Origin of the sequence: Nocardia sp. CA-145437, from assembly GCF_050956485.1 — a bacterium.
In the GTDB taxonomy this organism is placed as follows: domain Bacteria; phylum Actinomycetota; class Actinomycetes; order Mycobacteriales; family Mycobacteriaceae; genus Nocardia.
In genome coordinates, this window is sequence record NZ_CP191204.1 from 3130624 (window position 1) to 3156170 (window position 25547).

General features: G+C 70.2%; 26 protein-coding genes and 1 pseudogene. 15 read left to right on the top strand and 12 right to left on the bottom strand.

Annotation, left to right across the window (positions count from 1 at the left end; genetic code table 11):
* Positions 1–102 precede the first annotated feature (102 nt).
* Positions 103–336: a hypothetical protein gene (locus ACQPYY_RS14495; RefSeq protein ID WP_357083417.1), complete on the top strand. Its 234-nt coding sequence runs from the start codon at positions 103–105 to the stop codon at positions 334–336.
* Between the two features lie 87 nt (positions 337–423).
* Here ACQPYY_RS14495 and aroB read toward each other — a convergent pair whose 3' ends face one another.
* The 4 genes and pseudogenes from aroB to ACQPYY_RS14515 form a co-directional block, all read right to left on the bottom strand.
* Positions 424–1542 (bottom strand): 3-dehydroquinate synthase, encoded by a 1119-nt coding sequence (gene aroB / locus ACQPYY_RS14500; RefSeq protein ID WP_357286055.1) that lies wholly within the window; start codon positions 1540–1542, stop codon positions 424–426.
* 656 nt (positions 1543–2198) lie between these two features.
* A pseudogene (locus tag ACQPYY_RS14505) lies at positions 2199–2738 on the bottom strand (shikimate kinase); the annotation flags it as partial.
* On the bottom strand, positions 2735–3949 hold the full coding sequence (gene aroC / locus ACQPYY_RS14510; protein ID WP_433594124.1) for a chorismate synthase: 1215 nt from the start codon (positions 3947–3949) through the stop codon (positions 2735–2737). The pseudogene ACQPYY_RS14505 and the gene aroC, both read right to left, overlap by 4 nt.
* 52 nt (positions 3950–4001) lie before the next feature.
* Positions 4002–4496: a prepilin peptidase gene (locus ACQPYY_RS14515; protein ID WP_433594125.1), complete on the bottom strand. Its 495-nt coding sequence runs from the start codon at positions 4494–4496 to the stop codon at positions 4002–4004.
* 150 nt (positions 4497–4646) lie between these two features.
* Between ACQPYY_RS14515 and ACQPYY_RS14520 the strand changes: the two genes are divergently transcribed.
* The 4 genes from ACQPYY_RS14520 to ACQPYY_RS14535 all read left to right on the top strand — a co-directional run bounded on the left by ACQPYY_RS14520 (position 4647) and on the right by ACQPYY_RS14535 (position 7200).
* Complete coding sequence (locus tag ACQPYY_RS14520) at positions 4647–5771, top strand: M24 family metallopeptidase (protein ID WP_433594126.1); 1125 nt, start codon at positions 4647–4649, stop codon at positions 5769–5771.
* A gap of 61 nt (positions 5772–5832) precedes the next feature.
* On the top strand, positions 5833–6396 hold the full coding sequence (efp, locus tag ACQPYY_RS14525; protein WP_357286068.1) for an elongation factor P: 564 nt from the start codon (positions 5833–5835) through the stop codon (positions 6394–6396).
* Between the two features lie 20 nt (positions 6397–6416).
* Positions 6417–6923 carry a transcription antitermination factor NusB gene (nusB, locus tag ACQPYY_RS14530; protein ID WP_357286071.1) on the top strand — a complete coding sequence of 169 codons (507 nt, stop codon included), beginning with the start codon at positions 6417–6419 and terminating at the stop codon, positions 6921–6923.
* Positions 6924–6942: 19 nt separating this feature from the next.
* Positions 6943–7200 (top strand): YciI family protein, encoded by a 258-nt coding sequence (locus ACQPYY_RS14535; RefSeq protein WP_379097761.1) that lies wholly within the window; start codon positions 6943–6945, stop codon positions 7198–7200.
* Between the two features lie 29 nt (positions 7201–7229).
* Here ACQPYY_RS14535 and ACQPYY_RS14540 read toward each other — a convergent pair whose 3' ends face one another.
* Positions 7230–10160: a helix-turn-helix transcriptional regulator gene (locus tag ACQPYY_RS14540; protein ID WP_433594127.1), complete on the bottom strand. Its 2931-nt coding sequence runs from the start codon at positions 10158–10160 to the stop codon at positions 7230–7232.
* A gap of 162 nt (positions 10161–10322) precedes the next feature.
* Between ACQPYY_RS14540 and ACQPYY_RS14545 the strand changes: the two genes are divergently transcribed.
* Positions 10323–10865 carry an LppU/SCO3897 family protein gene (locus tag ACQPYY_RS14545; RefSeq protein ID WP_433594652.1) on the top strand — a complete coding sequence of 181 codons (543 nt, stop codon included), beginning with the start codon at positions 10323–10325 and terminating at the stop codon, positions 10863–10865.
* A gap of 7 nt (positions 10866–10872) precedes the next feature.
* On the opposite strand, the gene ACQPYY_RS14550 is transcribed toward ACQPYY_RS14545, so the two are convergent.
* Positions 10873–11844 carry a quinone oxidoreductase family protein gene (locus ACQPYY_RS14550; protein WP_433594128.1) on the bottom strand — a complete coding sequence of 324 codons (972 nt, stop codon included), beginning with the start codon at positions 11842–11844 and terminating at the stop codon, positions 10873–10875.
* Positions 11845–11928: 84 nt separating this feature from the next.
* On the opposite strand from ACQPYY_RS14550, the gene ACQPYY_RS14555 reads away from it, so the two are divergent.
* Positions 11929–12507: a TetR/AcrR family transcriptional regulator gene (locus tag ACQPYY_RS14555; protein ID WP_433594129.1), complete on the top strand. Its 579-nt coding sequence runs from the start codon at positions 11929–11931 to the stop codon at positions 12505–12507.
* On the opposite strand, the gene ACQPYY_RS14560 is transcribed toward ACQPYY_RS14555, so the two are convergent.
* On the bottom strand, positions 12489–12887 hold the full coding sequence (locus ACQPYY_RS14560) for a winged helix-turn-helix transcriptional regulator (protein WP_379097774.1): 399 nt from the start codon (positions 12885–12887) through the stop codon (positions 12489–12491). The two genes, ACQPYY_RS14555 and ACQPYY_RS14560, sit on opposite strands and share 19 nt — an antisense overlap.
* Before the next feature lie 111 nt (positions 12888–12998).
* Here ACQPYY_RS14560 and ACQPYY_RS14565 point away from each other — a divergent pair, with 111 nt between their 5' ends.
* A complete protein-coding gene (locus ACQPYY_RS14565; RefSeq protein ID WP_433594130.1) occupies positions 12999–13934 on the top strand; it encodes an NADP-dependent oxidoreductase in 936 nt (311 codons plus the stop codon).
* Positions 13935–14025: 91 nt separating this feature from the next.
* Here the strand turns inward: ACQPYY_RS14565 and ACQPYY_RS14570 are convergent, their stop codons facing one another.
* The 4 genes from ACQPYY_RS14570 to ACQPYY_RS14585 are packed head-to-tail and all read right to left on the bottom strand — an operon-like array spanning position 14026 to position 17943.
* Entirely contained in the window at positions 14026–14649 is a 624-nt protein-coding gene (locus ACQPYY_RS14570; protein WP_379097780.1) for an NUDIX hydrolase, read from the bottom strand.
* A 10-nt stretch (positions 14650–14659) separates the two neighbouring features.
* Positions 14660–15913 (bottom strand): adenylosuccinate synthetase, encoded by a 1254-nt coding sequence (locus ACQPYY_RS14575; RefSeq protein ID WP_433594131.1) that lies wholly within the window; start codon positions 15911–15913, stop codon positions 14660–14662.
* Positions 15914–15937: 24 nt separating this feature from the next.
* Positions 15938–16918 carry a hypothetical protein gene (locus ACQPYY_RS14580; protein ID WP_433594132.1) on the bottom strand — a complete coding sequence of 327 codons (981 nt, stop codon included), beginning with the start codon at positions 16916–16918 and terminating at the stop codon, positions 15938–15940.
* Positions 16919–16923: 5 nt separating this feature from the next.
* A complete protein-coding gene (locus tag ACQPYY_RS14585; protein ID WP_433594133.1) occupies positions 16924–17943 on the bottom strand; it encodes a hypothetical protein in 1020 nt (339 codons plus the stop codon).
* A 277-nt stretch (positions 17944–18220) separates the two neighbouring features.
* Between ACQPYY_RS14585 and ACQPYY_RS14590 the strand changes: the two genes are divergently transcribed.
* The 5 genes from ACQPYY_RS14590 to ACQPYY_RS14610 all read left to right on the top strand — a co-directional run bounded on the left by ACQPYY_RS14590 (position 18221) and on the right by ACQPYY_RS14610 (position 23485).
* Positions 18221–19066, top strand: a complete 846-nt coding sequence (locus ACQPYY_RS14590; protein ID WP_379097790.1) for an alkaline phosphatase family protein — start codon at positions 18221–18223, stop codon at positions 19064–19066.
* Between the two features lie 112 nt (positions 19067–19178).
* On the top strand, positions 19179–20465 hold the full coding sequence (locus tag ACQPYY_RS14595; RefSeq protein ID WP_433594134.1) for an MFS transporter: 1287 nt from the start codon (positions 19179–19181) through the stop codon (positions 20463–20465).
* Entirely contained in the window at positions 20462–21439 is a 978-nt protein-coding gene (locus ACQPYY_RS14600; protein ID WP_433594135.1) for a TolB family protein, read from the top strand. The genes ACQPYY_RS14595 and ACQPYY_RS14600 overlap by 4 nt, the downstream gene beginning before the upstream one ends.
* Before the next feature lie 144 nt (positions 21440–21583).
* Entirely contained in the window at positions 21584–22147 is a 564-nt protein-coding gene (locus tag ACQPYY_RS14605) for a DUF4334 domain-containing protein (RefSeq protein ID WP_433594136.1), read from the top strand.
* Positions 22148–22225: 78 nt separating this feature from the next.
* Positions 22226–23485, top strand: coding sequence for an FAD-dependent oxidoreductase (locus tag ACQPYY_RS14610; RefSeq protein ID WP_433594137.1), 1260 nt, complete (start codon positions 22226–22228; stop codon positions 23483–23485).
* On the opposite strand, the gene ACQPYY_RS14615 is transcribed toward ACQPYY_RS14610, so the two are convergent.
* Positions 23451–24077, bottom strand: coding sequence for an alpha-ketoglutarate-dependent dioxygenase AlkB (locus ACQPYY_RS14615; RefSeq protein WP_433594138.1), 627 nt, complete (start codon positions 24075–24077; stop codon positions 23451–23453). The two genes, ACQPYY_RS14610 and ACQPYY_RS14615, sit on opposite strands and share 35 nt — an antisense overlap.
* Positions 24078–24199: 122 nt before the next feature.
* On the opposite strand from ACQPYY_RS14615, the gene ACQPYY_RS14620 reads away from it, so the two are divergent.
* Positions 24200–24973: a hypothetical protein gene (locus ACQPYY_RS14620; RefSeq protein WP_433594139.1), complete on the top strand. Its 774-nt coding sequence runs from the start codon at positions 24200–24202 to the stop codon at positions 24971–24973.
* A gap of 1 nt (position 24974) precedes the next feature.
* Positions 24975–25544, top strand: a complete 570-nt coding sequence (locus ACQPYY_RS14625) for a hypothetical protein (protein ID WP_433594140.1) — start codon at positions 24975–24977, stop codon at positions 25542–25544.
* Positions 25545–25547 lie beyond the last annotated feature (3 nt).

The following is a 25547-nucleotide window of genomic DNA, read 5'->3' on the forward strand; positions in this document are numbered from 1 at the left end:
GCGGGGTTTTTCGTATGGACAGTCGCGGCACGGTTCACCCCGGCGCCGCGAGGCCGAGGAGTTGCCGGGTCCGCGATGGCATCGTGGGGGCAGAATGAGGCTATGGATACTGTCACCGCTCTTGATCTGCGGAGACTGTTGGCCGCAGACGACCCCGATGCATGTCTGGTGCTGGCCGAAGGCCGCACGCAGGTAGCCACCGGCGCCGACGCGCCGGGCATGAGGCTGATCGACCGGTCCCAGGTGCTGGCTCGGCTGGGCTCGGATCCGCAGGAACTGGCGCTGGTCGAGTACGCGGCGCTGCTGGACTCCGAGATCCGGATGCAGGGCGGCTGACCCGCCCGGATACGACGAAGCCCGTCGCCGATTCCCGGCGACGGGCGTCGTCGTGACTACCGCCGTGTCCTACGCGCGGGCCGCGTCCTACAGCAGGATGGCTCCGCCGGTCGGGCCGTCCTCGCGGGCGATGGCCGAGTAGGCCGCGGCCAGCAGGCTCGGGTCCGGGCCCTCCAGCCGGCCCGGCTTGGCCAGGCCGTCGAGCACCACGAAGCGCAGCACGCCCGAGCGGGTCTTCTTGTCGGTCTGCATGGCGTCCATCAGCTGCGACAGCGCGTCGGCGTCGTAGGTGGTGGGCAGGCCGATGCTCTCCAGGATCGCCTTGTGCCGATCGGCGGTCTCGTCGTCGAGACGCCCGGCCAGGCGGCCCAGCTCGGCGGCGAAGACCAGGCCGACCGAGACGGCCGCGCCGTGCCGCCACCGGTAGCGCTCGCGGCGCTCGATCGCGTGACCCAGGGTGTGGCCGTAGTTGAGGATCTCGCGCAGATCCGATTCCTTCAGGTCGGCGGCCACCACCGTGGCCTTGACCTGGATGGCGCGGCGCACCAGCTCGGGCAGCACGTCGCCGGTCGGGTCCAGGGCGGCCTGCGGGTCGCGTTCGACCAGTTCCAGGATCACCGGGTCGGCGATGAAACCGGCCTTGATGATCTCGGCCATGCCCGCCACGATCTCGTTGCGCGGCACCGTCTCCAGCGTGGCCAGGTCCACCATGACCGCGGCGGGTTCGTGGAAGCAGCCGACCAGGTTCTTGCCCGCCTCGGTGTTGATGCCGGTCTTGCCGCCGACCGCGGCGTCCACCATGGCGAGCAGCGTGGTCGGGACGTGCACGATGTCGACGCCGCGCATCCAGGTGGCGGCCACGAACCCGGCCAGGTCGGTGGCCGCGCCGCCGCCGAGGCTCACGATCAGGTCCTTGCGGGTCAGCCCGATCCGCCCGAGCACCTCCCAGCAGAACCCGGCGACCTGCAGATCCTTACCGGCCTCGGCGTCCGGGATCTCCACCCGGTGCGCGTCGATCCCCTTGTCCACGAGGGCCTTGCGCACCACCTCGGCGGTCTCGGCCAGCGGCGGCTGGTAGAAGATCGCGACGGTCCGCACCGCGGACCGCCCGGTCACCTCCTCGACCAGATCCCCGAGCAGGCCCCGCCCGATGATCACCGGGTACGGGTCCGCGGTACGAACCTCGATGCGAGTCGGCTCGCTCATGCTTGCTGCTCCGATTCTGCTTGTGCGGATTGATCTGCGCTGTGCTCGGCGCGCGCCCGCGCGCGTGCCCGCCTGGCGCGGGCGCGGCGGGACCGGCCGCTACCGGGCGCAGCCACGGTGCCGGAGGCCCGGTCCGAACCTGGTTGCGCGGTGGGAGTGTCCGGGCGCGCGGCGGCTGCGGTGGTCTCGGACGCCGGTGACGATGCTGCCTGGGATGAACTCTGGCCGCCGGTGATGGAGTTCGAGGGCGCACCGGCCGCGCGTGCGGCGCGGCGACGCCGTCCGCCGACCGGTCGCTCCGAGACGGCGGACCCCGGTTCGGTGGCCGGTGCGGCCGTGGAAACCGCGGCGGGCGTACCGGATTCGGCGACCCGGCCGCCCCGGCGGCGCGAACGGCGGTTGCGGCGACCACGTTTCGTGGTGTCGGATCCGTCGGCGGGGTCCTCGGACCGGCCGCCGGGGCTGCGGCCATTGCGCTCGGGAGCGCTGGAATCGGCGGTGGCGGTGGTCGTTTCGGGTCCCGTCGCGGGGTTCTCGCCGCGGCTCTTGCCGCCCCGGCGGCGTTTGCGGCGCGCGCGGGAGCGGGAGGACGCCGCGGGCTCGGCGGGCGTGGTGTCGGTGGCCGGATCCTCGGGGCGCTCGACCGGCTCGATACCGAGTTTGGCCAGGATCATGCGGACGACGCGGCCGGGGCTGCGGCCGTCGGTGCGGACCCGCACGGTCGCCACCTCGCGGTAGAGGGGGCGGCGGGTCTTCATGAGTTCGCGGTACTTCTTCGCCGGGTCGTCGCCGTTGAGCAGCGGGCGATTGGTGCTCGCGCCGGTGCGGCGCAGGCCCTCGCCGACACTGATCTCCAGGTAGATGACCGTACGGTCGCGCAGCAGCTCGCGCGTCGCCGCCGAGAGCACCGAGCCGCCGCCCAGCGACACCACGCCGTGTCCGGCGAGGACGGCGTCGCGGACGACCTCTTCCTCGATGCGCCGGAACTCCGGCTCGCCATCGGTGGCGAAGATCTCCGGAATCGTGCGCCCGGTGCGCTCCTCGATTCCGGCGTCGGTGTCGTACAGCTCCACGCCGAGCTCACGGGCCAGCTTGCGCCCGATGGTCGATTTGCCCGCGCCCGGCGGGCCGACCAAGACGACATTCGGTGCGGGCCGGTCGGTTTCGCCCGGCGCCGCACTGTCCTCGGTGGTCACTGCCCGGCGTTGCCCGGAATGTGCGGGCGGGCGTTGATCCGCTTCAGGTAGGCGTGGATGTTGTCGATGGTCTCGGGCAGCGAGTCGCCGCCGAACTTCTCCAGCACCGCCTGCGCCACGACCAGCGCCACCATGGCCTCGGCGACCACACCGGCCGCGGGTACCGCGCACACGTCGGAGCGCTGGTGAATGGCCACCGCCTCCTCGCCGGAGGTCATGTCCACCGTCGACAGCGCGCGCGGCACCGTCGAGATCGGCTTCATGGCCGCGCGCACCCGCAGCGCCTCGCCATTGGTCATGCCGCCCTCGAGGCCGCCGGCCCGATTGGTGGAGCGCAGCACGCCGTCGGGTCCCGGGCGCATCTCGTCGTGGGCCTGGCTGCCGCGCCGGCGCGCGGTCTCGAAACCGTCGCCGACCTCGACGCCCTTGATGGCCTGAATGCCCATGAGGGCGGCCGCCAGCCGCGAGTCCAGGCGCGCCTCACCGGAGGTGAACGAGCCCAGACCGACCGGCAGGCCCTCGATGACGACCTCGACCACACCGCCGAGGGTGTCGCCGTCCTTCTTGGCCGCCTCGATCTCGGCGATCATGGCGGCCTCGGCGTCCTTGTCGAACGCGCGCACCGGCGACTCGTCGATGGCGTCCAGATCCGCGGCGGTCGGCACCACACCGGTGGTGTCGGCGGCCGCGCCGATCGACACCACGTGCGAGATGACCTCGACCCCGAGCGCCTGACGCAGGAAGTTCTTGGCGACCGTGCCGGCCGCGACGCGAGCCGCGGTCTCCCGGGCGCTGGCGCGCTCCAGCACATTGCGGGCGTCGTCGAAGCCGTACTTGAGCATGCCCGAGTAGTCGGCGTGGCCTGGCCGCGGACGGGTCAGCGGCGCATTGCGCGCCAGCTCGGCCAGCTCGGCCTGATCGACGGGGTCCGAGGCCATGACCTGGGTCCACTTGGGCCACTCCGAGTTCGCCACCTCGATGGCGACCGGTCCGCCCATGGTGCGGCCGTGCCGCACGCCGCCGACCATGGTCACCACGTCGGCCTCGAACTTCATCCGCGCGCCACGCCCGTACCCGAGTCGACGCCGGGCCAGCTGCGCGCCGATCTCGGCGGAGGTCACCTCGACACCGGCCACCATCCCCTCGAGGATGGTGACGAGAGCAGGACCATGGGATTCTCCGGCAGTTATCCAGCGCAACACGAGTGACATCCTTTCATGAATACCGAGGTGCCCGGACACACGGCCCGCGCGACGCCCGATGTCAGCGCCCGGCCAGCAACGCCGCCACGCTCGCCGCGCACATGGCGGGCCCGTGCGGGAGTGTCGCGGCGGGGGACCACGGCCTCCTGCTGCCCGGCCACCACGCTGGGGCCGGGGCGAGCGGGCGGCGGGTGCCGACGGTGGGCGTCATGAGCGTTCCCACCGCGACGCAGGCGGTCAGCATCGGGGCCGCGAGCGCGGCCCACGACCAGGTCTGGGCGCCGCCCAGGGCGGTCGCCGCGCCCAGGCCCAGCGCGAGCTTCACGTCCCCCGCGCCGAGGGCGGCCGGGCATAACAGGTGCACGACCAGGTAGGGGAGTGCGAGCATCAGCCCGCCCAGCACCGCCAATCCGGGTGTGCCCACGGCGAATCCGTAGCCGAGGATCACCGCCGCCCCGGGCAGGGTGAGGGTGTCGGGCAGCCGGCGCTCCCGCGCATCGAAGGCGCTCAGGGCCGCGCACCACACCGTGAGCACCAGCATCGCCGTAGAATCCATGCTTCGAGGTTCTCGCGTCCGCGGCCAGCGTGGGACCTGCCATCGCGAAATGTGGATAACTGCTTCGGTTGTGAATACCGGGGTTTCCCTCACCACCCCATTCACGTGTTGCGGGCCCGTGTCGCGGCGTGTCGGCGGTAGCTTTGACGCATGTCTGCTGATCACGATCCGGCCCGGCGACCCGACTACGCGCTGCGCCGGGCCAACCTGCGGAATCTGCTGGTGGAGAACCGTGTCGACGCGCTGCTGGTCACGGACCTGATCAATATCCGGTACCTGACCGGTTTCACCGGGTCGAACGCCGCGCTGCTGGTCTACGCCTGGGATTCCAGCGAGGACCGCACCATCATCAGCACCGACGGCCGCTACCTCACCCAGGTCGGCGTGCAGGTGCCGGATCTGCGCGCCGAGATCAACCGGTCGTGCGCGCGCCGGGTGATGGAGATCGCGGGTGAGTGGCAGACCGGACGGGTCGGTTTCGAGAGCCACGTGGTCACCGTCGAACAACATCGCGGCCTGGCGGCCCTGGGCACCGGTCTGGACCTGGTCCCGGTGTCGGGCCTGGTCGAGCAGCTGCGCATGGTCAAGGACGACTACGAGGTGGACTGCCTGCGCGCGGCGTGCGACGCCGCCGACGCGGCCCTGGCCGCCCTGCTCGAACGCGGTGGTCTGCGTCCGGGTCGCACCGAGCGGCAGGTGGCCCGCGATCTGGAGTGGCTCATGTTCGAGCACGGCGCGGAGGCGGTGTCCTTCGAGACCATCGTGGCGGCGGGCGCGAATTCGGCTGTCCCGCATCACCGTCCGACCGACGCGGTGCTGGCCACCGGCGATTTCGTGAAGCTCGACTTCGGTGCGGTGTCGCACGGCTACCACTCCGACATGACCCGCACCTTCGTCCTGGGCGAGCCGACGGACTGGCAGCGCGAGGTGTACGACCTGGTCAGCGCCGCGCAGAAGGCGGGCCGGGAGGCCCTGGCCCCCGGCGTCTCCACCCAAGCCGTCGACGCCGCCTCGCGCCGGGTGATCGAGTCGGCCGGTCACGGCGACCTGTTCGTGCACGGTCTGGGCCACGGCGTCGGCCTGCAGATTCACGAAGCGCCCGGAATCGCCAAAACCGGCACGGGTACACTGCTGGATGGCGTGGCGGTGACCGTCGAGCCAGGTGTGTACTTCCCCGGCCGCGGTGGCGTCCGGATCGAGGACACGCTCGTGGTTCGCCAGGGGGGCCCGGAGCTGCTCACCCGCACCAGCAAAGACCTGACCGTCGTCGACTGACGCGCGGTTGCAACACCACGGCGAGCCGTGAATTGGACACAGAGTAGGAGATCCGAGGACAGTGGCGGACACCAGCGACTTCAAGAACGGCCTCGTGCTGAAGATCGACAATCAGCTGCAGCAGATCGTCGAGTTCCAGCATGTGAAGCCGGGTAAGGGTCCCGCCTTCGTGCGCACCAAGCTGAAGAACGTGGTCTCGGGCAAGGTCGTCGACAAGACCTTCAACGCCGGCGTCAAGGTGGAGACCGCGACCGTCGACCGTCGCGACATGACGTACCTCTACCACGATGGTGAGGACTACATCTTCATGGACGGCGACACCTACGACCAGATCCACCTGGGCGAGGCGCTGCTGGGCCGCAACGCGGGCTTCCTGCTGGAGAACATGGCCGTCCAGATCGCCATGCACGAGGGTGAGGCGCTGTTCGTCGAGCTCCCGGTCGCGATCGACGTCATCGTCACCCACACCGAGCCGGGCCTGCAGGGCGACCGCTCCTCGGCCGGCACCAAGCCCGCCACCGTGGAGACCGGCGCCGAGGTGCAGGTGCCGCTGTTCATCAACCAGGGCGACAAGCTGCGCATCGACACCCGCGACGGCAGCTACATCAGCCGCGTCAACAACTGACGCGACGGATAATGTCTTCCGTGGCCGATCAATCGGACAAGAAGTCTTTCAAGAAGCTCGGCGCACGGCACAAGGCGCGTCGGCGTGCGGTGGATCTGCTGTTCGAGGCGGAGGCCCGCGACATCGACCCGGCGGACCTGCTCTCCGAGCGGGTCTCCCTGTCGGTGCGTGAGGAGTCCATCGCGCCGATCAACCCCTACACCCGTGTCCTGGTCGAAGGCGTAGCCGACGATCTGGACCGGGTGGACGGCACCATCGAGTCGTACCTGTCCCAGGACTGGACGCTGCCGCGGCTGCCCGCCGTGGACCGCGCCATCCTGCGGGTCGCGGTGTGGGAGTTGTTCCACGCCAACGACGTTCCGCCCGTGGTGGCCGTGGACGAGGCGGTGGAGCTGGCCAAGGAGCTGTCCACCGACGATTCCCCGTCGTTCATCAACGGCGTGCTCGGCCAGGTGGTCCAGGTGGCTCCGCAGGTGCGGGCCGCCGCCGCGGCCACCCGCTCGACCGTCGCCGACGACGACAAGTAGTTCGAAGGAGAAGCGCAGGGTGCGCAAATATCTGGTCATGGCCATGCGCACCCCGCGCTTCGACGATTCCGTCGTCGTTCCGCACAAGGAATGGCTGGCGGCGGTCCGCGAGCGCGGACAGCTGGTGGAAACCGGCAAGTTCACCGACGGCAGCGGCGGCGCGTACGTGATCACCGCGGAGAATCTGGCCGCCGCACAGGAATTGATCCTCACCGACCCGATTCACACCACGGGCGCATCGGAACTGACCGTGTACGAGTGGGAGATCACCGGCTGAGCTCGGCTCGCCGCGTCACGGACCTGCGTTCAGTCCGTCCGGTCCAATTCCGCGAGCTTGTGCGCGATCCCGCCGCGACCGGTGAGTCCCAGTTTGCGCAGGACGCGACCCAGGTGGTCTTCCACGGTGCGCGGGCTCAGGAAGAGCTTCTCGGCGATGTCCTTGTTGGTGAGTCCCCGCGCCGCCAGCTCGGCGACCTCGCGTTCACGTTCGCTCAATATGGTCGCGCCACTCACACTGCGATGACCCGCCAGCTTGCGTTGCGCGGTGGTGGCGGCGGTGAGTAGCTCGTGTGCGCCGGCAGCCGTGAATTCCTCTCGGGCGGCGGCGATTCGCGCGGTCGCGGTGGCGAAATCGCCTCGCTTCCCGTCGATTTCGGCGGCCACCAACATGGCCTGGGCGCGAAAGACCGGCATCCCGGCCTGACCGTAGTGCGCGATCGCCGCCGTGGCCGCCCGGGCGGCGGCCTCGAGATCGCCTCGGGCACAGAGATATCCAGCGCGCGCCCGCGCGGCCGAGGCCCGCTGTCCGGGCAGGTCGAGCCGTTCGGCCACGTCGTGGGCCCGCTCCACCAGCGCCCCCGCCGCGTCGAGGTCGCCGTGGGCGAGGCAGGCCAGTGCGCCGACCGCGAGCTCCGCGGCCCGCATCGGATGTTCCCGCGACGCCGCGTCCACGGGTTCCGGTGTCACGGCCGTATCGGCGACGGGCTCGGCGGAGCCCATCGACGACGGTGCGGTCGCAACCCGGGGGAGTGCGACAGACGTTGTGGCGGTGGGCAGGTCGGATGCCATGGCTTCGGTGGCCCGGGGCCGGGCCGGATGCGGTAGCCGCGCGGCAATTTCGGCGAGGGCCGCGTCGACGGTGGCGCACCACCACCGCATGGCGGGCCGGGGGAGGGCGTCGAGGGTGCGCCACCAGCGCAGCACCTCCGTGGCGGGCGCGGTGTCCTGGAGGATGCGGAGTTTGACGGCCCCGGCCAGTGGCGCGATGCCCGGGTATCCGTACAGCCGTGCGGTTTCCAGGGCGTCCTCGGCGGCGGCGAGCGCGTCGTCGTAGCGGCCGAGCTTGGCGAGGGAGTAGGCGTGGACGGTGTGCAGCTCCGGCAGTACGAAGCTGCGACCGTGCCGGTGGCTGACGGTGATAGCGCGTTCGATGTGTGTGAGGCCGGTGCGCTGGTCGTCGAGGAAGTACGCCATCCAGCCGAGCGCCGCTACCGCGTGCACGCCGTCGAGCAGGCGAGTGTCGTTGAGCTGCGCGAATTCTCGTTCGGCGATGCGGTACTCGGCCCGCGCCGCGCTCAGGTCCAGGCCGTTGAGTTGCCCCATGCTGCGCAGGGTGCGTGCCGCCGCTCGAATCGCCGGATCCCGCACGGCTCCCGACGCGAACAGCGCCCGAATCCGCACCTCCGCCTCCCGATCGCGGTTGTCCTGGGACTCCAGGATCGCCAGTTCCAGCTGCACCGAACCACTCTCGCCCGGATTCAGCCGTTCGACCGCCGATGCCAGCAGCTGTCGCGCACTGTCGATCCGGCCGAGAATCCGCTCGCATCGCGCGTACAGCAACACTGCCTCGTTGCTCGCCGGCTCTGCGGGGACGTCCGTCGCCGGCAGAAGTGATTCCAGCACGTCCCGTGCCCGCTCGGCGGACCCGGACAACAGCAGCGCCCGCCCGAGCAGTAGTCGTGTCGCGTCCGCATCGTCGTCGAGGGCGGTGGTGGCACCGGGTGAGCCCGGGTCGGGGGCACGGTTCGGGGTGAGGCGGAGGGCGGCTTCGATCCAGCGGGCGCTGGTGGCGGGGGCGGTGGCGAGGGCTTGTTCGGCGGCGCGGATCAGTTCGGTGGCGGCGAGGTCGTCGCGGCTGCCGAAGGCGTGTTCGAGGTGGCGGGCGCGGCTCAGGACCGGGGCGTCGACGGTGCGCAGGAAGCGGGCGGCGCGGTCGTGGGCGGCGGCGCGCCAGGCGGGACCTGCGAGGCGGTAGGCGGCGGTGCGCATGAGGGGGTGGCGGAAGGCGAGGGTGCCGCCGGTGACGGTGAGCCAGCCGCGACGGGCGAGATCGTCGACGGCGGCGTCGAGGTCGGTGCGCGTGACTTCGGCGGTGGCGCCGAGCAGTTCGGTATCGGCGGTCGCGCCGCAGACCGCGGCAGCCTGGGCGACGAGTTGTTCGCGGGGCGCCAGATGCGCGAGTTCGGCGCGCAGGGTGCGGTCCAGTGCCGCGTGCCCGAACCCGGTGTCGACACGATCGTCGCGCAGTGCCTGATCCAGTTCCGCGGGCGTGAGTTCGGCCAGGACCTGCAGGTACAGCGGATTGCCGTGGGCCGCGGCGACGAGCCGGGCCCGGTGCGCCGGCGTCAGGTCCGGGAGCAGCGCGGTCGCCTCGTCCGTGGACAGCGGCGGCACGCTCAGGTGGGTCACGTCGGCGCGCGGGCTCCGCAGGGCGGCACCGAGTTCGGCGGGAAACTGTCCGGTCCGATAGGCGAGGACCACGGTCGCGGGCATCGGCGACTGCCGGATCAGCACGGCCAGCACCTGTAGTGACGCCGGGTCTGCCCACTGCGCGTCATCGATGATCAGGACCGTGGGAGTGCCTGCGAGCCGGTGCCGCAGCCACCGCGCCGACTCCCTGGTGTCGGCCGTCGCGATCCCGTGATCCGGTGTGTGGCCGCCGGGATCGCCCCCGCGGGCATCGCCGTTGCCTTCGCCGTAGCCAGGGGCGTCGTGGTCGAGTTGGTCGGCGAGATCCAGCAGCGCCTGGCGGGGCGTGGACCGCTCGTACTCGGTGGCCGCGACCGTGATCGCGCGCAGCCCCGCCGCGCGGGCATGCCGCACGGATTCGGCCAGGAGTCTGGACTTTCCGATGCCCGCCGGACCCTCGACCAGGAACACACGGTGCCGGCCCCGCACGTGGTGGGTCGCGTCCAGTGCGGCGAGTTCGTGAACGCGGCCGACGAATGGCTCGATCACGCACTCCTTTCCGGGCGAACGGTCCCGAGCGGAGCCTAGCTCGACGCCGGGTTCGGGCCGATGCCGGGCCGATCCCGTGGTTCCACGGATGCTCGCCGATCGCGGTCCGGGTTTGGTTGTCGGGGTTCGAATGATGACCGGTGAGAGAGGTTCGTGGCAACGATGCAGGTGAGTTCGGTGGGAACGCGGCGCTGGTGGCGGCTGATTCCGGTGGCCGTGGCGGTTTTCGCACTGGCGCTGGCGGGTTGCTCGGTCGTGCAAAAGGGTGCGGACAGCATCAAGGACGCGGGCAAGTCCGAGACCGGACGTTCGAAGGTCGGCGATTGCATCAACGTTATCGAGGGGTCGATGATCAATTCCAAGACCGAGCCGGTGGACTGCGCCTCCCCGAAGGCGGTGTACAAGGTGGCCAAGCACTCCAGCGCCAAGGCCGAGTGCGCCGCCGATTACACCTCCTACGAGGAGACGCTCAACGGCGCCTCGATGGCCTACCTGTGTCTGGCGCCGAACTTCCAGCCGGGCGCCTGCTATCACGAGAGCATGATGACCGGCTATCAGTACGCCGAATGCGGCACCAGCAACGCGAGTTTCCAGGTGCTGACCCGGATCGACGGCCAGTCCGACGAGAACCTGTGCGGCGAGGAAGCCGACAAGGTCATCACGCTGACCGAGCAGCCGACGACCTTCTGCCTGAAGGACCTCTGAGCTCCGCTCAGCCGGCGCGCAGGATGATCGTGCCCTGGGCGGCGCGATCCTCCAGCAGCCGGTGGGCGTGCGCGGCCTGGTCGAGCGGCAGCACCCGATCCACCAGCGGCGTCAGCGAACCCGTCGCCGCCCGCCGCAGGGCGGGTTCGCGGGCCGCCGCCACCCCGGCCAGCCAGGCCGGACCGGAGCAGCCGGTGAGCGTCAGGCCGCGCATGATCAGATCCATCGCGCCGACCTGCGCGGGCGCGCCGGACAGGAAGCCGTAGCTGAGCATGCGCCCGCGCAGCGGGGTCATCAGGTCCAGGAGTTCGAGCGCGGATTCGCCGCCGACGGAGTCGAAGACGACATCCAGCGTCGCGCCGCCGAGCAGGTCGGCCAGCTGCCGCGTCCAGCCGGGCGTGTGGTGGTCGACGACGAGGTCCGCACCGAATTCGCGTGCCCGCGAGGCCTTTTCGGGACCACCCGCGGTGGCGATGACGCGGGCCGCGCCGTACTCCTTGGCGAGCTGGGTGAGATAGGCCCCGACGCCGGTGCCCGCCGCTTCGACGAGGATGGTCTCGGTGCCGGTGAGCCGTGCGGTCTCGAGCAGGGGAATGGCGACCGACCCGCTCATGGCGACGGCCGCGGCGCCGTCGGTGCTCAGTCCGTCGGGAATCGGGGTGGCGGCGTGGGCGGGGACGCGGACCTGTTCGGCGTAGGTGCCGAAACTGTTGCTGCTCACCACGACTCGCTGCCCGACGAGTGCGGCGTCCACGCCCGCGCCGACTTCGGTGACGACGCCCGCGGCCTGGGTGCCGAACACGAGGGGGAACTGCACCGGCAGCGGGAACGCCCCCGACCGCATCATGGTCTCGGGGAACAGTACGGGAATCGCCTCGGCGCGCAGCAGGATCTCCCCGGCCTGTGGGCGCGGCGCGGGGACCTCTCCGGCCACCAGGACGTCGGGTCCGCCGGTACCGGTCAATAGGATTGCTTGCATGGAGAACCTCACAAGTTGACTGACGGTCAAGATATGTCTGCGAAGATATTGACCGTCGGTCAAGTTGTCAATGGAAGTGGTGATATGAATCCGCCCAAGGAACGCGCCGACGCGGCCCGCAACCGTCAGGCGATCCTGGCGGCGGCCCGCACGCTGTTCGCCGAGGAAGGTGCGGATGCGGCGACCATGGACCGCATCGCCGCCGCGGCGGGGGTGGCCAAGGGCACGCTGTTCCACCGGTTCGGCAACCGTGCGGGCCTGCTGTACGAGCTGGTCGCGGAGGGAGCGGTCGGTTTGATGGAGGCGGTGACCAGTGGTCCGCCGCCGCTGGGCCCGGGCGCGCCCGCGGGCGACCGCCTGCTCGCCTACTTCGACGCCATGACCCGGCTGATCGCCGACGACCTCGAACTGAACGTCGCCTACCAGGCGCTCCCGCCGCATCCACGCCGCGATGAATTCCACGCCTTCTGGGCGAACCACATCAGCACCCTGCTCCGCGAGATCCGCCCCGATCTCGACGCCGAGGTGGTCGGCGGTCTACTGCTCGCGCCGCTCGGCGGTGAACTGGTGCCCTACCTGGTCCGTTCGGGCCAGCGCGACCGCCTCCTCGACGGTGTCCGGCAACTGGTCCTCTCGGTGATCGATCAGCCCGCGGCGTCGTAGCTTTCGCGGGCCGCGAGCACATCCTCGATATGCGTCTCGGCCCAGTTCTTGATCGCCCGCATGACCGGCAGCAAACTCTGCCCGAGTGCGGTGAGCCGATAGTCGACCCGCACCGGGACCGACGGTGTGACGGTGCGGCTCACCAGTCCGTCGCGTTCCATGCCGCGCAGGGTCTGGGTGAGCATCTTCTGGCTGACGCCGGCGACGATGCGATTGAGATCGCTGTATCGGCGGGGACCGTCGGCGAGCGCGTTGAGCAGCAGGCTGACCCATTTGTCGCTGATCCGGTCGAGCAGGTGCCGGGTGGGGCATTCCTGGATGTAGGCGTCATAGTCGCGCCGGGCCTCGGTGCGCCGCTGGGCGGCGGTCTTGGTCGCCATGACTCTCCCTGACGTTCGGTACGCACTCCGAGGTGCGTACTTCCCGATGGAGAGTAACACTCCCTAGGTTCGGTGACGGGGTGGGAAACCGTACAGCGGAGGAGATTTCACATGCGTACCGTCATCGTTCGATCGTTCGGAGGCCCCGAGGTGCTGGAGGTGGCCGAGGTTCCGGTGCCCGCGCCGGGCCCCGGGCAGGTGCGGATCCGGGTCGCCGCCGCGGCCGTGCAGCCGGTCGACCTGCACACCCGCTCGGGCGGATTGGCCCAGGCGGGTCTGATGCCGGCCCGCGAGGTGATCGGCTTGGGCTGGGATGTCGCCGGGACCATCGACCACATCGGTTCCGGTGTCACGGAATTCGCCATCGGTGACGCGGTGTTCGGCCTCTCCGATCGGCTCGATGTAGCCCTCGGCACACACGCCGACCAGGTGATCCTGGATTCGTCGGCCGTCGCCCTCGCACCACGCACGGTCTCCGCGGTCGAGGCGGCGACGGTCCCGCTGAACGCTCTCACCGCCGCGCAATCCCTGGACCTGCTCGGCCTGGCCCCCGGCGCGACGGTGCTGATCACCGGCGCGGCCGGCGCGGTGGGCGGCTACGCGGTGGAACTGGCCGTGGCGCAGGGCATTCGAGTGGTCGCGACGGCGGGGTCCGCCGACGCGGACGCGGTGCGCAAGCTGGGCGCGGAGTTCTTCGTCCCGCGCGGCGAACGACTCGGTGACGCGGTGCGGGCGCTGGTCCCCGGCGGTGTCGACGGCGCGCTCGACGCGGCGGTGCTGGGCGTGGAGGCGCTCGACGCCGTCCGTTCGTCCGGTGCGTTCACCGCCCTGGTGGGTGGTGCCGAACCGGCGGCGCTGCGCGGAATCCGGGTGGCCAACACCTGGATTCGAGCCGACGGCCGCCGCCTGGCCGAGTTGGCGGCCCTGGTCGACGCGGGCCGCCTGACCCCGCGCGTCGCCGAGACCTTCCCACTCGACCGCGCCGCGGACGCTCACCGCCTACTGGCCGCGGGGCAGCTGCGCGGTCGCCCGGTGCTGATCCCCTGACGCTCACCGAGCCGGGCCGAATCCAGGCCGGCGTTTCCGCGTTGGCGGCTCGTCGCGCGGATGGTCCCGGCGGTGGTGTGCCGGACCGCGTTCAGGCGAAGGACCACACGGCGGCCGGGCGTCCGGTGGCTTTCACTCGGACGCGTTCGCCGGTGCGGGACAGGCCGGGCAGCGCGGCCAGGGTGCGGTTGAGGTTGCCCGGATCGGGTTTGGCGCCGTGCAGGGCGGTGGTGAGGCCGACCGCGCGGGTGGCGGTGAACTGGTCGCCGGTGAGGGCGCGGGTGAAAGTCAGGTCCTTCCACAGCATGTCGGCCAGCCGGTCCCGGGCGGCGGCGACGATCTGATTGTGGTCGAACGCCAGCGGCGGGACCGCGTCGAAGGGCACCCAGGTCGCGGTGTCGGATTCGTGTGCTCCGACGACCGCCCACATGGCGATGGACAGGGTCGGGCCACGCGGGTCGCGGTTGGGTTCGTCGAAGGTGGCGACCTGTCCGACGGCGAGGATGGCGTCCTCGGGCACCCCGAGTTTGGTGTGCACCGCGCGGTGGGCGGCCTCGGCGAGGCGTTCACCGAGGCCGAGCAGCACGCCCGGCAGCGCGAGCTCTCCGGCGAACGGTTCCCACCGCCGCGCGGCGATGCCGAGCGTGGCGGTGGGGTCGTCGGGCCCGTAGCGCAGGGCGATCACGTCGATGGATACCGCGGATTGTTGCTCCACAAATGGACAATCATGCCTGAGCGGTGATCCGGACCGTGCGATCGGCTCGATCCGGGCCGTGGGCGGTGAGCACCACCGGCGCGCCGAGTTCGGCCTCCAGGTAGCCGGGGACGTCGCCGGGCAGGTCGGCCAGGGCCGGGGTGGCGGCGCTGAGCAGATCGGTGAGTCCCCGCTGGTGCTTCAGGTCCTGCCAGACCCCGCAGTCGAGCCGGTCGACGCAGCCGTCGGGGGTGAGATACCCAGTGGCGGTGCGGATGTCGCCGACCGCGTCGAGGTGGTTGACGGCCAGCCCGTCGATCCCGCCGCAGGCGTCGATCGCGTACCGCAGCAGCAGCGGATCGAGGTGCCCGCGCCGGAACGCGCCCTGGTAGACGCCGGTTCCATTGTGCGGCTCGGGAATCGACAGCGCGGGGTCCTCGGTCGGGAAGGGCCCCGCCCCGTGCCGCGTCAGGTAGGCCCGGGTCACGCCGAGCACGTAGCCGGGAGCCCCGATGCGCGCCAGCATGTCCCGCGCGTTGCGGGGTTCCACGGTCGACCAAGTCGTGTACGGGTGGGTTCCGCGCCATTCGTCGAGCAGCACGCCCTGCGCGCCCTCGAAGACCAGCCGCCCGCTGCGCGCGAACCCCGCGAGCTGCTCACCGGGCAGGATGGCGACCGCGCCGGCGAAGGCGGTGTACGCCGCGACCAGATCGTCGATCGGATCGTAGCGGTGCCGCCCACCGGCGAGCAGCGGCGCGTAGTGCTCCTCGAGCGCGATCAGTTTGCGCCGCAGCACATCCGGTCGCGCGCAGTCGGCGACCCGCGGCGCGTCGTGGTCGAGGGCGTAGCTCGCGGTCTCCCCGATGCCGATGCCGCACGAACCGTGCCGGGCGGTACCCCTCGTATCCTCCCGGCAGCGGTTGGCGGCCCCGTGGATCGGCGTGGTGAGCAGCGCGCGTTCGTCGACGTAGAGCAGCGACAGCGGATCGGCGACCCCCAGCGCGGCGAGTTCGCGGGCCTCGGCCGCCAGCGTCAGGGGCTCGACGAGCATGTGCCGCGACAGCAGGGTCGGCACCCCCGACAGGGTGCCGGACCCGAACTGCCGGAAGGTGTGGTGGCGGCCGTCGGCGACCACATTGTGGGCGGCCTGCGCCCCGCCGTTGAACCGCACCACCGCGGCCACGTCGAGCCCGGCCCGCGGTGAGCACAGCCAGTCGACGGTGGCCCCTTTCCCGGCGTCACCGAAGCCGAGATCCACCACGATCAGGTGCCGGTCGCCGAACATGAGCTTTCCCTTCGTTTTTCGTGATCAGAGATCGACGTCGTCGGTTCCGGTGGCGGCGGGCAGCGCGCCCACGCTGCGGCCGCGGCGGACCCCGCCCAGCGGTGCGAGCGCCCTGCCGACCGCGTCGGCCTCACCGGTCGACCCGATATCGCGCAGGTCGGCCAGCCCGGCCCCCAGATCGACGCGGTCCTCGCCGATCCCGATGGTCAGCGCGATGAGCTCGCACACCGCGGCCGGATCGTCGAGCCGCAGGAATCGCTCGCCCAGCAGCTCCCGCCAGTGTTCGGCGATCTCCGGATCCCGGTAGTAGCTGGACTGATTGGGCAGGATGTAGTGCACGTTCCACCGGTCGCCCAGCTCCCGGTAGATGGAGTCGACGGCGATATCGCTGCGCACGTCGTCGCCGATGACGGCCTGGATGTGTCGCGCGGGCAGGCGCTTCTTGTTCAGCTCGTCGCCGACGATGAACAGGTAGCCCTTGCGTCCGCGCTTCTCCCACGCGTCGGTGACGGTGTGGCGGGCGATGAAATACGCCGCCAGCTCATAGCTTTCGGACTTCTGCCCACCGCCGCCGCCTTCGAGCAGGATCAGCCGCAGCTGTTCGTCCATGCGATTGTCGGATTCGAACTGCCCGACCTGCAGCGGCACCCGGTCGCTGTCGGCGTCGCCGATGGCCCCGAACAGGATCTGCGGATCGTCGGCATATCCCTTGCGCTGCAACAGTCCGTGCAGTGTGGCCAGCTTCTCCTGCATGACCCGCGGCACCCGGCCCATGGATCCGGTGACGTCGAAGAGCACCGCGATGGGCAGTGAGTTGCCGTGGTCGTCGGAGTCGCGCGACTCCCGCATGCCCACCCCGAACGGATCCAACGTCGGGTGCGCCTTCCACTGCTCCCACGGCGTGGACCGCATGTCGGCGGTGTAGCCGAAGTCGTCGAGTCCCGAGGCCGCGCGGAAGGTCCGCGCCGCGTCGTAGGCGCTGTCGTCCCAGCTTCCGTAACCCATGGTGATCACTTACCTTTCGTGAGCTCGAAGGGCCGGAAGCGGCGCTTCCCGTAGAGCCGGTCGAGCAGGTCGTCGAATTCGCCGAGCAGGTCCGCGGCGTCGGGCCGCAGTCCGGGATCGGCTTGCAGGCACCCGGTGGCGTAGGCGCGCATCGGGTCGGGCGCGCGGTCGCCGAGCATGGTGAGCATGAGGCGATGCGCGAGGTGGACGTCGGTGGCGGGGGAGACCGCGTCGCGGATCTCGGGCGGATAGTCCAGCGACTTCAGTGTGGCCGCGGCGGGATTGCCCGGCCGGGTCGCGAAAGACCAGCCCACCAGCACGATTCCGTGCAGTCTCGGATGGACCAGCACATTGGCGGGGCTGATCGCGGTGTGCACCCAGCCCGCCAGCTGCGCCCCGGCGAGGCAGCGCAGCAGCCGCCGGTGCATCCACGCGTAGTCGCGCGGGTCGAGCCCGTCCGGATAGGCGGCGCGGACCTCCTCCATCGTCACGAAGCCGTCGGTCAGGCCGGCCAGCACATTGACCGTGCGCTGCTCGCCGGTGCCCGAGTCGAGATGGTCGACGGTGTCGACGAGTTCGGGGAAGTACGGCCGCAGCCACGCGTGCTCGTCGGCCACGGTCGCGATGTCGCGCAAGGCGTTTCGCTCACCGGCCAGCAACCGGTTGGCGGCCGCGCGGCGCGGGATCTTCACCACCCGATCCGAGCCGGAGCGGTACACGTCGGCGATGGATCCGGCCGCGTGCAGCGCGCCGACGGGATGCCGCCCGCGCGCCCCGGTCACCTCGAAGGCGGCTTCGTCCAGGTCCAGCCACCGCTGGTACAGCTCGGAGAGCCGGGCGAAGGCGGCGCCCGCGGCCGCCGCGTCGACAGCTTCGACCCGGTCGGGGTGGACCAGCGCGGCCAGCCGGTGATACCGGCGTCGAGCCGTCTGTCTGCTCGTGGAATCCGTTGCGGCGAAACCGAAGAGGTCTTCGGGCCGCCGAGCCGCCCGGATGGTCTCCACGGTCTCTCGCGCTGTCGTCATGGTTTTAGGTTAGATGACTAAAACTAGGAACGCCAGCGATTTCGCCAACTTTTTGTAGTTTCGACAAAAACGCTGGTGGTCACTGGTTTGCTGTCTCGAAACTCGTGCTGCGGCAGCGGGACTCGGTCCGAGTCAGCGGAAAGTGGCCATGCGATTTGTTCACTTTCCCCACATCGGATGGCCGCAGAGCATTCGTCGTTCCGGCGCATGGCGGTTCTTAATATTGCGCGGCCCCGGCGGTGCTGCCGGGGCCCGCTCGAGTCCTTCAGGAGGATCTGTGTTCAGGAAGCGCATCGCTGCCGCCGTCATGTCGGCCGCCGCGTTCATCGGTATGGCGACGTCCGCGGTCGTCAATTCGTCGGAAGCCGCTGCGGCGGGCAGCGTTCCGGTGTTCGACCACATCGTGCTGGTGATGTTCGAGAACCATTCGTACTCGCAGATCAACGGCAGCTCCAGCGCGCCGTACTTCAACAACCTGGCCGGGCAGGGCGCGAAGTTCACCCAGTCCTACGGCGTCACCCACCCGAGCGAGCCCAACTACCTCGCGATGTTCTCCGGCTCCACCCAGGGCGTCACCGACGACAGCTGCCCGCACACCTACAGCGGCAACAACATCGCCAACCAGCTGCTCACCGCCGGCAAGAGCTACAAGAGCTACTCCGAGGCCATGCCCTCGGACGGCTACACCGGCTGCTCGAGCGGCACCTACCGTCGCAAGCACAACGCGGTCCCGAACTTCAGCAATGTGCCCGCGAGCGCGAACGTCCGGTTCAGCACCTTCCCGACCGACTTCTCGACCCTGCCGACGGTCTCCTACATCGCCCCCGACATGTGCAACGACATGCACGACTGCTCGGTCGGCACCGGTGACACCTGGCTGAAGAACAAGATGGACGCCTACGCGCAGTGGGCCAAGACCCACAACAGCCTGCTCATCGTCACCTTCGACGAGGACAACGGCGGTTCGTCCAACCACATCTTCACCACCTTCGTGGGCGCGCACACCCAGGTCGGCAGCTTCTCCAACCAGATCAACCACTACAACGTGCTCAGCACCATCGAGAGCGCCTACGGCCTGACCCACCTGAACCCCGCGGCGGAGATCACCAACGTGTGGAACTGACCGTTCACCGGGCAACCGGACCGATCGGCAGCTGACATGACCCCGCTCGCGGACCCGACGATGTGTCCCGAGCGGCTTCCCGGCGACTCCCTGAGGTAGTACACCCATGTACATGTCCACGATCGACCGCCCGCATTCCGGGGGCGACGACGCGACACCGTCGCGCCGCAAGGCGTTCTTCCTGTTGAGCGGCAATGTGTTCGCGCTCGGCGCCGTCAGCCTGGTCACCGACATCTCCTCGGAGATGATGACCGCGGTGCTGCCGGTGTACCTGGTCGTCGGACTGCATCTGAGCCCCGCCGCCTACGGCGTCGTCGACGGCACCTACACCGGCGCGACCGCGCTGCTGCGGCTGATCGGCGGCTACGTCGCCGACCTGACCAACCGCCGCAAACTCATCGCCGGACTGGGCTACGGCCTGTCGGCGATCGCGAAACTCGGCATGCTGGCCGCGGGCAGCGCCGTCGGCGCGATCAGCGCGGTCATCGCCGTCGACCGCACCGGCAAGGGCCTGCGCACCGCCCCCCGCGATGCCCTGATCACGCTGTCCACCCCGCCACGGCTCTACGGCCGCGCGTTCGGCGTGCACCGGACGATGGACACCATCGGCGCGTTCGCCGGACCTTTGGTCGCGATCGGCATCCTCGCCGCCACCGCGCAGGCCTACGACGCGGTGTTCGTGGCCAGCTTCTGCATCGCCGCGTTCGGCGTCCTGATCCTGGTGTTGTTCGTCCGCGACCACCGCGACGAGCAACCCGCCAAGGGCGCGGTGTCACCCCGCGCGCTGGGCGGGCTGATCCGGCTCGCACCGGTGCGCAGGCTGGTGGCCGCGGCCTGCCTGGCGGGACTGGTGACCATCGGCGACGGCTTCGTCTACCTGTTGCTGCAGCAGCGGGAACACCTGAGCGTCAGCTGGTTTCCGCTGCTGGCGGTCGGCACCAACCTGTCGTACCTGGTGCTGGCCACCCCGCTGGGCATGCTCGCCGACAAGATCGGCCGCCTGATCGTGGTGCTCGGCGGCTACACCGCGCTGGTGCTGGTGTACCTGCTGCTGTTCGGGCCGTTCGGCGGCACCGCACTGCTGGTGGTGGTGCTCGCGCTCTACGGCCTGTTCTACGCCGCGACCGACGGCGTGCTGATGGCGCTGGCCGGTCCGGTGCTGCCGAAAGCCCTGCGCACCACCGGGATCGCGCTGATCCAGACCGGGCAGGCGCTGTCGTACCTGGTGTCGTCGGTGCTGTTCGGGCTGGCCTGGAGCCTGTGGGGTCCGGAGAACGCGAGCCGGGTCGCCGCGGGTCTGGTGGCGGTGGCCGTGGTCGTGATCGCCCTGCTGCTGCGCGGCGTCCAGGCCGCCGGGACCGTCGAGGACGTTACCGAGACCGCGGAGGAGCACGCGTGAACCGTCGCATCGTACTGGCCCTGCTCGGGGCGGTCGTCCTGGCCGCGGTCGCCGTCGGCTACGGCGTGGTCACCGGGACGCGCGCGCAACCCGCCACCGCGTACGAAGCGCTGAACATCGCGCCCGGGCCCCGAATCTTGTTCCGCAGCACCGCGGCCGAGAGCAAGGGCCATGTGGCGATGGTGTCCGCCGCCGACCCGGGCGCGGCGCGCTCGGTGTCGAAACTCGAATGCCTGCGCGTGGCCGCGGCGGCCGGGACCGGCATCTGCCTGCGGCCCGACGGCCCGCTGGCCACCTTCCAGGCCGCCATCCTGGACGCCGATCTGACCGTGACGCGGGAGATCCCGCTGGTCGGCGTGCCCAATCGCACCCGATTGTCCGGCGACGGGCGGATGGCGGCCTGGACGGTGTTCGTGGCGGGCGACTCCTACAACAACGGCCGCTTCTCCACCCGCGCCGGACTGGTCGACCTGACGACCGGCGACATGATCGATTCCCTGGAATTCCTGTCGGTCGTGGTCGACGGCCGCCCCTACACCGCCGCCGATCTCAACTTCTGGGGCATCACCTTCGCCGCGGACCACAACACCTTCTACGCCACCATGTCCACCGACGGCCGCCGCTATCTCGTGCAGGGCGATATGGCGGCGAAGACCGTCCGCACCATCGCGCAGAACGTGGAATGCCCGTCGCTGTCGGCGGACGGCAAGCGGATCGCGTTCAAGTCGGCGAACGACGGCGACCCCGCGAAGGGCTGGCGGCTCTCGGTACTGAACCTGGCTTCGGGCGTCCGCACCCCGCTGGCCGAAACCCGGAGCGTGGACGACCAAGCGGCGTGGCTGGACCCGAACACCATCGGCTACGCCGTCTCGCGCGGCGGCGATGACGCCGACATCTGGGCGGTCCCGGCCGACGGCTCGGGCAGTCCGCGGCTGCTCGTGCCGCACGCCGAATCGCCGGCGGCCCTGGGCTGAACGGCCCGCGGCCCCGCGGGAACCAGTATCGACATATTCGGCCAATCCGGTCGTCAGAATGTCACTGGAGCTCTACCGGCCACCGCCGGGGCCGCCGTTAGGGTGAGAGAAATCCTGTCGTCCACTCTCACCAAGGAGATCATGATGGTTGCCGCCGACTCGGCGACGGACGGTGCCGCGCGCCTGGAGACCCTGATCGCGGGCGTGGCCACGGCGGCCCAGGCCTGGGATCTGTTCGACAGCCTGCCGCCGGTGGACGTGGACGAGGTCACCACCGGTCGCTGGCGCGGCGCGGAAGTGGGCACCGGCCACCCGTGGGACGGCATGCTGGTCGAAACAGGCTGGTACGGAAAGCAGTTCGACAGCGCCGACCATGTCCAGCCGCTGCTGTTCCGGGCCCCCGACGGCGAGATCTTCCCGGTCGACCCGCGCCGGGTGCCGCTGTTCCTGGCGGGCAGGGTGCCGGTGACGGCCCTGTCCCCGGTACGCCGCTCCCTCGGCGTGCTGCGGCCGATGCTGCGGACGGCCGCCCCGAAGGCTCGACTGCGGAATCTCGAGTTCCGTGGAAAGTCCAGCGCCGCAATGATCTACGACCACCTGCCGATCATCGACATCTTCCGCCGCGTCGACGCGGACACGCTGCTCGGTGTCATGGATATGCGCGGACTCGGCGAACCGTATTTCTTCGTCCTGTACCGCGACCGCTAGCCGCGGTGCGACGGCTGTGCCCGAGCCGGACTCGTCCTACCATCGACGGTGACGGCGTCTTCGGCTCGGGAGGTCCCGATGGAACGCACGACCTGTCTCATCGCCGGTGGGGGACCGGCGGGCATGTTCCTGGGGCTGATGCTGGCCCGGGCGGGCGTCGAGGTCACCGTGCTGGAGAAACACGGTGACTTCCTTCGCGACTTCCGCGGCGACACCGTGCACCCCACCACCCTGGACCTCATCGAGGCCCTCGGCCTGAGCGAGGGCTTCGCGAAACTGCCGCAGCGGCGGCTCACCTCGATCCAGACCCCGATCGGCGGGCGGCTGGTTCCGCTGGCGAGCTTCGACCACATCCCGGGGCGGCACAAGTACATCGCCATGGTGCCGCAGTGGGATCTGCTCGATCTGCTCGCCCGCGCGGGCGACAACGAACCGACCTTCCGGTTGCGCATGCGGACCGAGGCCGTCGACCTGCTGCGCACCGGCCCGACGGTGACCGGCGTCCGCTATCGCACCGCGGACGGCGCGACCGGGGAGATCCACGCCGACCTCACCGTGGCCGCCGACGGCCGCGGTTCGGCGCTGCGCGCGGCGGCCGGTCTCGGCGGTCGCCAGTGGGCGACGCCCTTCGACGCCTGGTGGTACCGGATCCCGCGCCACGGCACCGATCCCGCCGGACTGATCCCGGTGGTCAGCGCCGACCGCGTCGCCGTCCTGTTCGATCGCGGCGACTACTGGCAGAGCGCGACCCTCATCGCGAAAGGCAGTGACACGCGGCTGCGGGCCGAGAAGCCGGTCGGCGAGATCATGCGCGCCCTCGCCGAGGTGGTCCCGTGGCTGGCCGACCGCGCCGACGCCGTCCACGACTGGGACGAGGTGAAACTCCTCGACGTCAAACTCGATCGGCTCGACCACTGGTACGCCGACGGACTGCTCTGCCTCGGCGACGCCGCCCACGCCATGTCACCGATCGGCGGGGTCGGCATCAACCTGGCAGTCCAGGACGCGGTGGCCGCCGCCCGCATCCTCGCCCCCAAACTGCTGTCCCACACTGTCACCACCGCCGACCTGGCCCGCGTCCAGCGCCGCCGCCGGCTGCCCACCGCCGTCATCCAGGGCATGCAGCGCTTGGCTCACGCGCAGGTCGTGCGGCCCGCGGTGTCGGGCCGGTTGAATATCGCCGACCTCCCGCGAACGCCCTTGCCGCTGCGGATCTTCCGCCGCATCCCGGTCCTGCGCGAACTCCCGGTCTTCCTGGTGGCTCGTGGCGTCGTGTCCGAACCGATCCCGGAATTCGCCCGCGCTACCGGACGCCGCGCGGACGGAACTGGATGCTGATGCGCGGCCCCACCGGCCGCCTCGTCTTGGGCACCGCGTGCTCCCAGGTGCGCTGACACGAGCCGCCCATCACGATGAGGTCCCCGTGTCCGAGCGCGTATCGCACACTGGCCCCGCCGCCGCGCGGGCGCAGCAGCAGCGACCGCGCCGCACCCACCGACACGATCGCCACCATGGTGTCCTCGGTCGCCCCGCGCCCACTCGTGTCCCCGTGCCAGGCGACGCTGTCGTCCCCGTCGCGGTAGTAGCACAGGCCCGCCGTGGTGAACGGCTCGCCGAGTTCCCGGGAGTAGAACGCGCTCAGCGCGTCGCGTGCCTCGGTGAGGATGGGGTCGGGTAGCTCGCGCTCTTCGTCGTAGAACGACAGCAGCCGCGGCACATCCACCACTCGGTCGTACATGGCCCGCCGATCCGCCCGCCACGGCACCTGGCTCGCGAGCCGCTCGAACAGTACGTCGGCCCCGCTCAGCCAGCCGGGCAGCACATCCACCCACGCGCCGTCGCCGAGCTCGGTACGCCGGACCGAATCCAGCGCACCCAGCTCGACCTCCCCGAACCCGTCGAGCAGAGATCCCTGCAATGGCGTCGACATGCGCACGAAACTACCACAGTTCGAACATGTGTTCCCATCGAATTACCGACTCCGCGCCGCGCGCGTGTGCTACTTTTCGCTCTGGGTCCACAGGCATCACCACCACTTCCGGAGGTTGAGACATGGATCAAGAGACACTGCTGCAACTCGCCGCCGATGAGCTCGCCAAGCGGTCGCTCAGATTCCGCGAGATCGAGATTCTCGACTACGTCCCGACACAACCGGATCGGGCACTGCTGTGCCAGGAAGGCTGCGTGCGGGTCATCGTCGCCCCCGAAGGCGATCCGCTGCTGCAACGGGTGCGAGAGGCCGTCACCCTGCGCAACGGCGACGATATCGACCTGATGGAGAATGCGATCAAGCCTCGTTTCGAGGGGCGTACCCAACTGTCGCCCTATCAGGCCTGGCGGTTGCTCGAGCGCGCTCCGGTATTCGCGACCATTCGATACGGCGGCCGCACCCTCGCGACGAACGTCTTCCCGCCCGACGGTCTCGGCCTGGTAGTCCTGGACAATCCGTACAACGGTGGCGCGCTGAGCCCGACACATCTGACCCTGGTCGAGCACCGGCGCGAAGGTACGGACGCCGGGTTGCAGGCCATAGCCCTCAGATTCGAGCCGCGGCTGACCCCGGCCGAACGCGCCGCCCTGGCGCAGGTGCCCGAGGACCAGCTGGAAGGCAACCTGACCATCAACGCGAGTTGTTGCGACAACGCCACCTTCATCATGTGGGCCGCCATGGCCGTCACCGTCGCGGTCATCTGTACGGCCGCGGTCATGGCCGACGTGGACGAACAGCAACATCTGACGGACGAGCGGATACGGAGTCTGGGCCCGGCGGCCACGGCGCGGGAACTGCTCGACATCCGGCGCGAAGCCCTCGGGCACGTGCACTGACATGACGCTCGATGACCTGATATTCGTCGCACTCGCGATATTTCTGTCGTCGTGGCTGGCGCTGTCGGCGCTCTGCCAGATACCCCGGGACATCGAGAAATGGGAGGCCACCCGGTGGGAGCGGTGGATCCGCACCCGCGACGTCTGCGGACTCGTCCCGCGCTGGCACTTCTTCGCGCCGACACCGGCCACCGATGATCTGCATCTGCTGTACCGCGATCGATTGCCGGACGGGCGCATCACCCGCTGGCGTCAGATACCTCCGGGCGCGTCACCGAAATGGATCGGTCCGGTGTGGAATCCGCGCCGACGGCAGAACAAGGCGCTGATCGACATCTCGGTCGAACTCGGGAAGACGGCCGTGTCCCTGGCCGGCGACACCGCCGGGATCCAACTCTCGCTGGCGTATATCGCGACGCTCAACTTCGTGAGCGGTCTGCCGCGGGACTACCGCGCCGACGGCACCCAATTTCTCATCATGCGGTCGAAGGGAATGGACGAGGACGTGGACCACGACGTGATCTTCCTGTCGCCCATGCATTCGTCCGAACCCGCGCTGAGCGCCCGGTAGTCG

Excerpts from the sequence above, each read along its gene's own strand:
- ACQPYY_RS14495 (WP_357083417.1), top strand. The coding sequence starts at position 103 with ATGGATACTGTCACCGCTCTTGATCTGCGGAGACTGTTGGCCGCAGAC.
- aroB (WP_357286055.1), bottom strand. The coding sequence starts at position 1,542 with ATGAGCGAGCCGACTCGCATCGAGGTTCGTACCGCGGACCCGTACCCG.
- aroC (WP_433594124.1), bottom strand. The coding sequence starts at position 3,949 with ATGTCACTCGTGTTGCGCTGGATAACTGCCGGAGAATCCCATGGTCCT.
- ACQPYY_RS14515 (WP_433594125.1), bottom strand. The coding sequence starts at position 4,496 with ATGGATTCTACGGCGATGCTGGTGCTCACGGTGTGGTGCGCGGCCCTG.
- ACQPYY_RS14520 (WP_433594126.1), top strand. The coding sequence starts at position 4,647 with ATGTCTGCTGATCACGATCCGGCCCGGCGACCCGACTACGCGCTGCGC.
- ACQPYY_RS14545 (WP_433594652.1), top strand. The coding sequence starts at position 10,323 with ATGCAGGTGAGTTCGGTGGGAACGCGGCGCTGGTGGCGGCTGATTCCG.
- ACQPYY_RS14550 (WP_433594128.1), bottom strand. The coding sequence starts at position 11,844 with ATGCAAGCAATCCTATTGACCGGTACCGGCGGACCCGACGTCCTGGTG.
- ACQPYY_RS14555 (WP_433594129.1), top strand. The coding sequence starts at position 11,929 with ATGAATCCGCCCAAGGAACGCGCCGACGCGGCCCGCAACCGTCAGGCG.
- ACQPYY_RS14560 (WP_379097774.1), bottom strand. The coding sequence starts at position 12,887 with ATGGCGACCAAGACCGCCGCCCAGCGGCGCACCGAGGCCCGGCGCGAC.
- ACQPYY_RS14565 (WP_433594130.1), top strand. The coding sequence starts at position 12,999 with ATGCGTACCGTCATCGTTCGATCGTTCGGAGGCCCCGAGGTGCTGGAG.
- ACQPYY_RS14575 (WP_433594131.1), bottom strand. The coding sequence starts at position 15,913 with ATGTTCGGCGACCGGCACCTGATCGTGGTGGATCTCGGCTTCGGTGAC.
- ACQPYY_RS14580 (WP_433594132.1), bottom strand. The coding sequence starts at position 16,918 with ATGGGTTACGGAAGCTGGGACGACAGCGCCTACGACGCGGCGCGGACC.
- ACQPYY_RS14585 (WP_433594133.1), bottom strand. The coding sequence starts at position 17,943 with ATGACGACAGCGCGAGAGACCGTGGAGACCATCCGGGCGGCTCGGCGG.
- ACQPYY_RS14595 (WP_433594134.1), top strand. The coding sequence starts at position 19,179 with ATGTCCACGATCGACCGCCCGCATTCCGGGGGCGACGACGCGACACCG.
- ACQPYY_RS14605 (WP_433594136.1), top strand. The coding sequence starts at position 21,584 with ATGGTTGCCGCCGACTCGGCGACGGACGGTGCCGCGCGCCTGGAGACC.
- ACQPYY_RS14610 (WP_433594137.1), top strand. The coding sequence starts at position 22,226 with ATGGAACGCACGACCTGTCTCATCGCCGGTGGGGGACCGGCGGGCATG.
- ACQPYY_RS14615 (WP_433594138.1), bottom strand. The coding sequence starts at position 24,077 with ATGTCGACGCCATTGCAGGGATCTCTGCTCGACGGGTTCGGGGAGGTC.
- ACQPYY_RS14620 (WP_433594139.1), top strand. The coding sequence starts at position 24,200 with ATGGATCAAGAGACACTGCTGCAACTCGCCGCCGATGAGCTCGCCAAG.
- ACQPYY_RS14625 (WP_433594140.1), top strand. The coding sequence starts at position 24,975 with ATGACGCTCGATGACCTGATATTCGTCGCACTCGCGATATTTCTGTCG.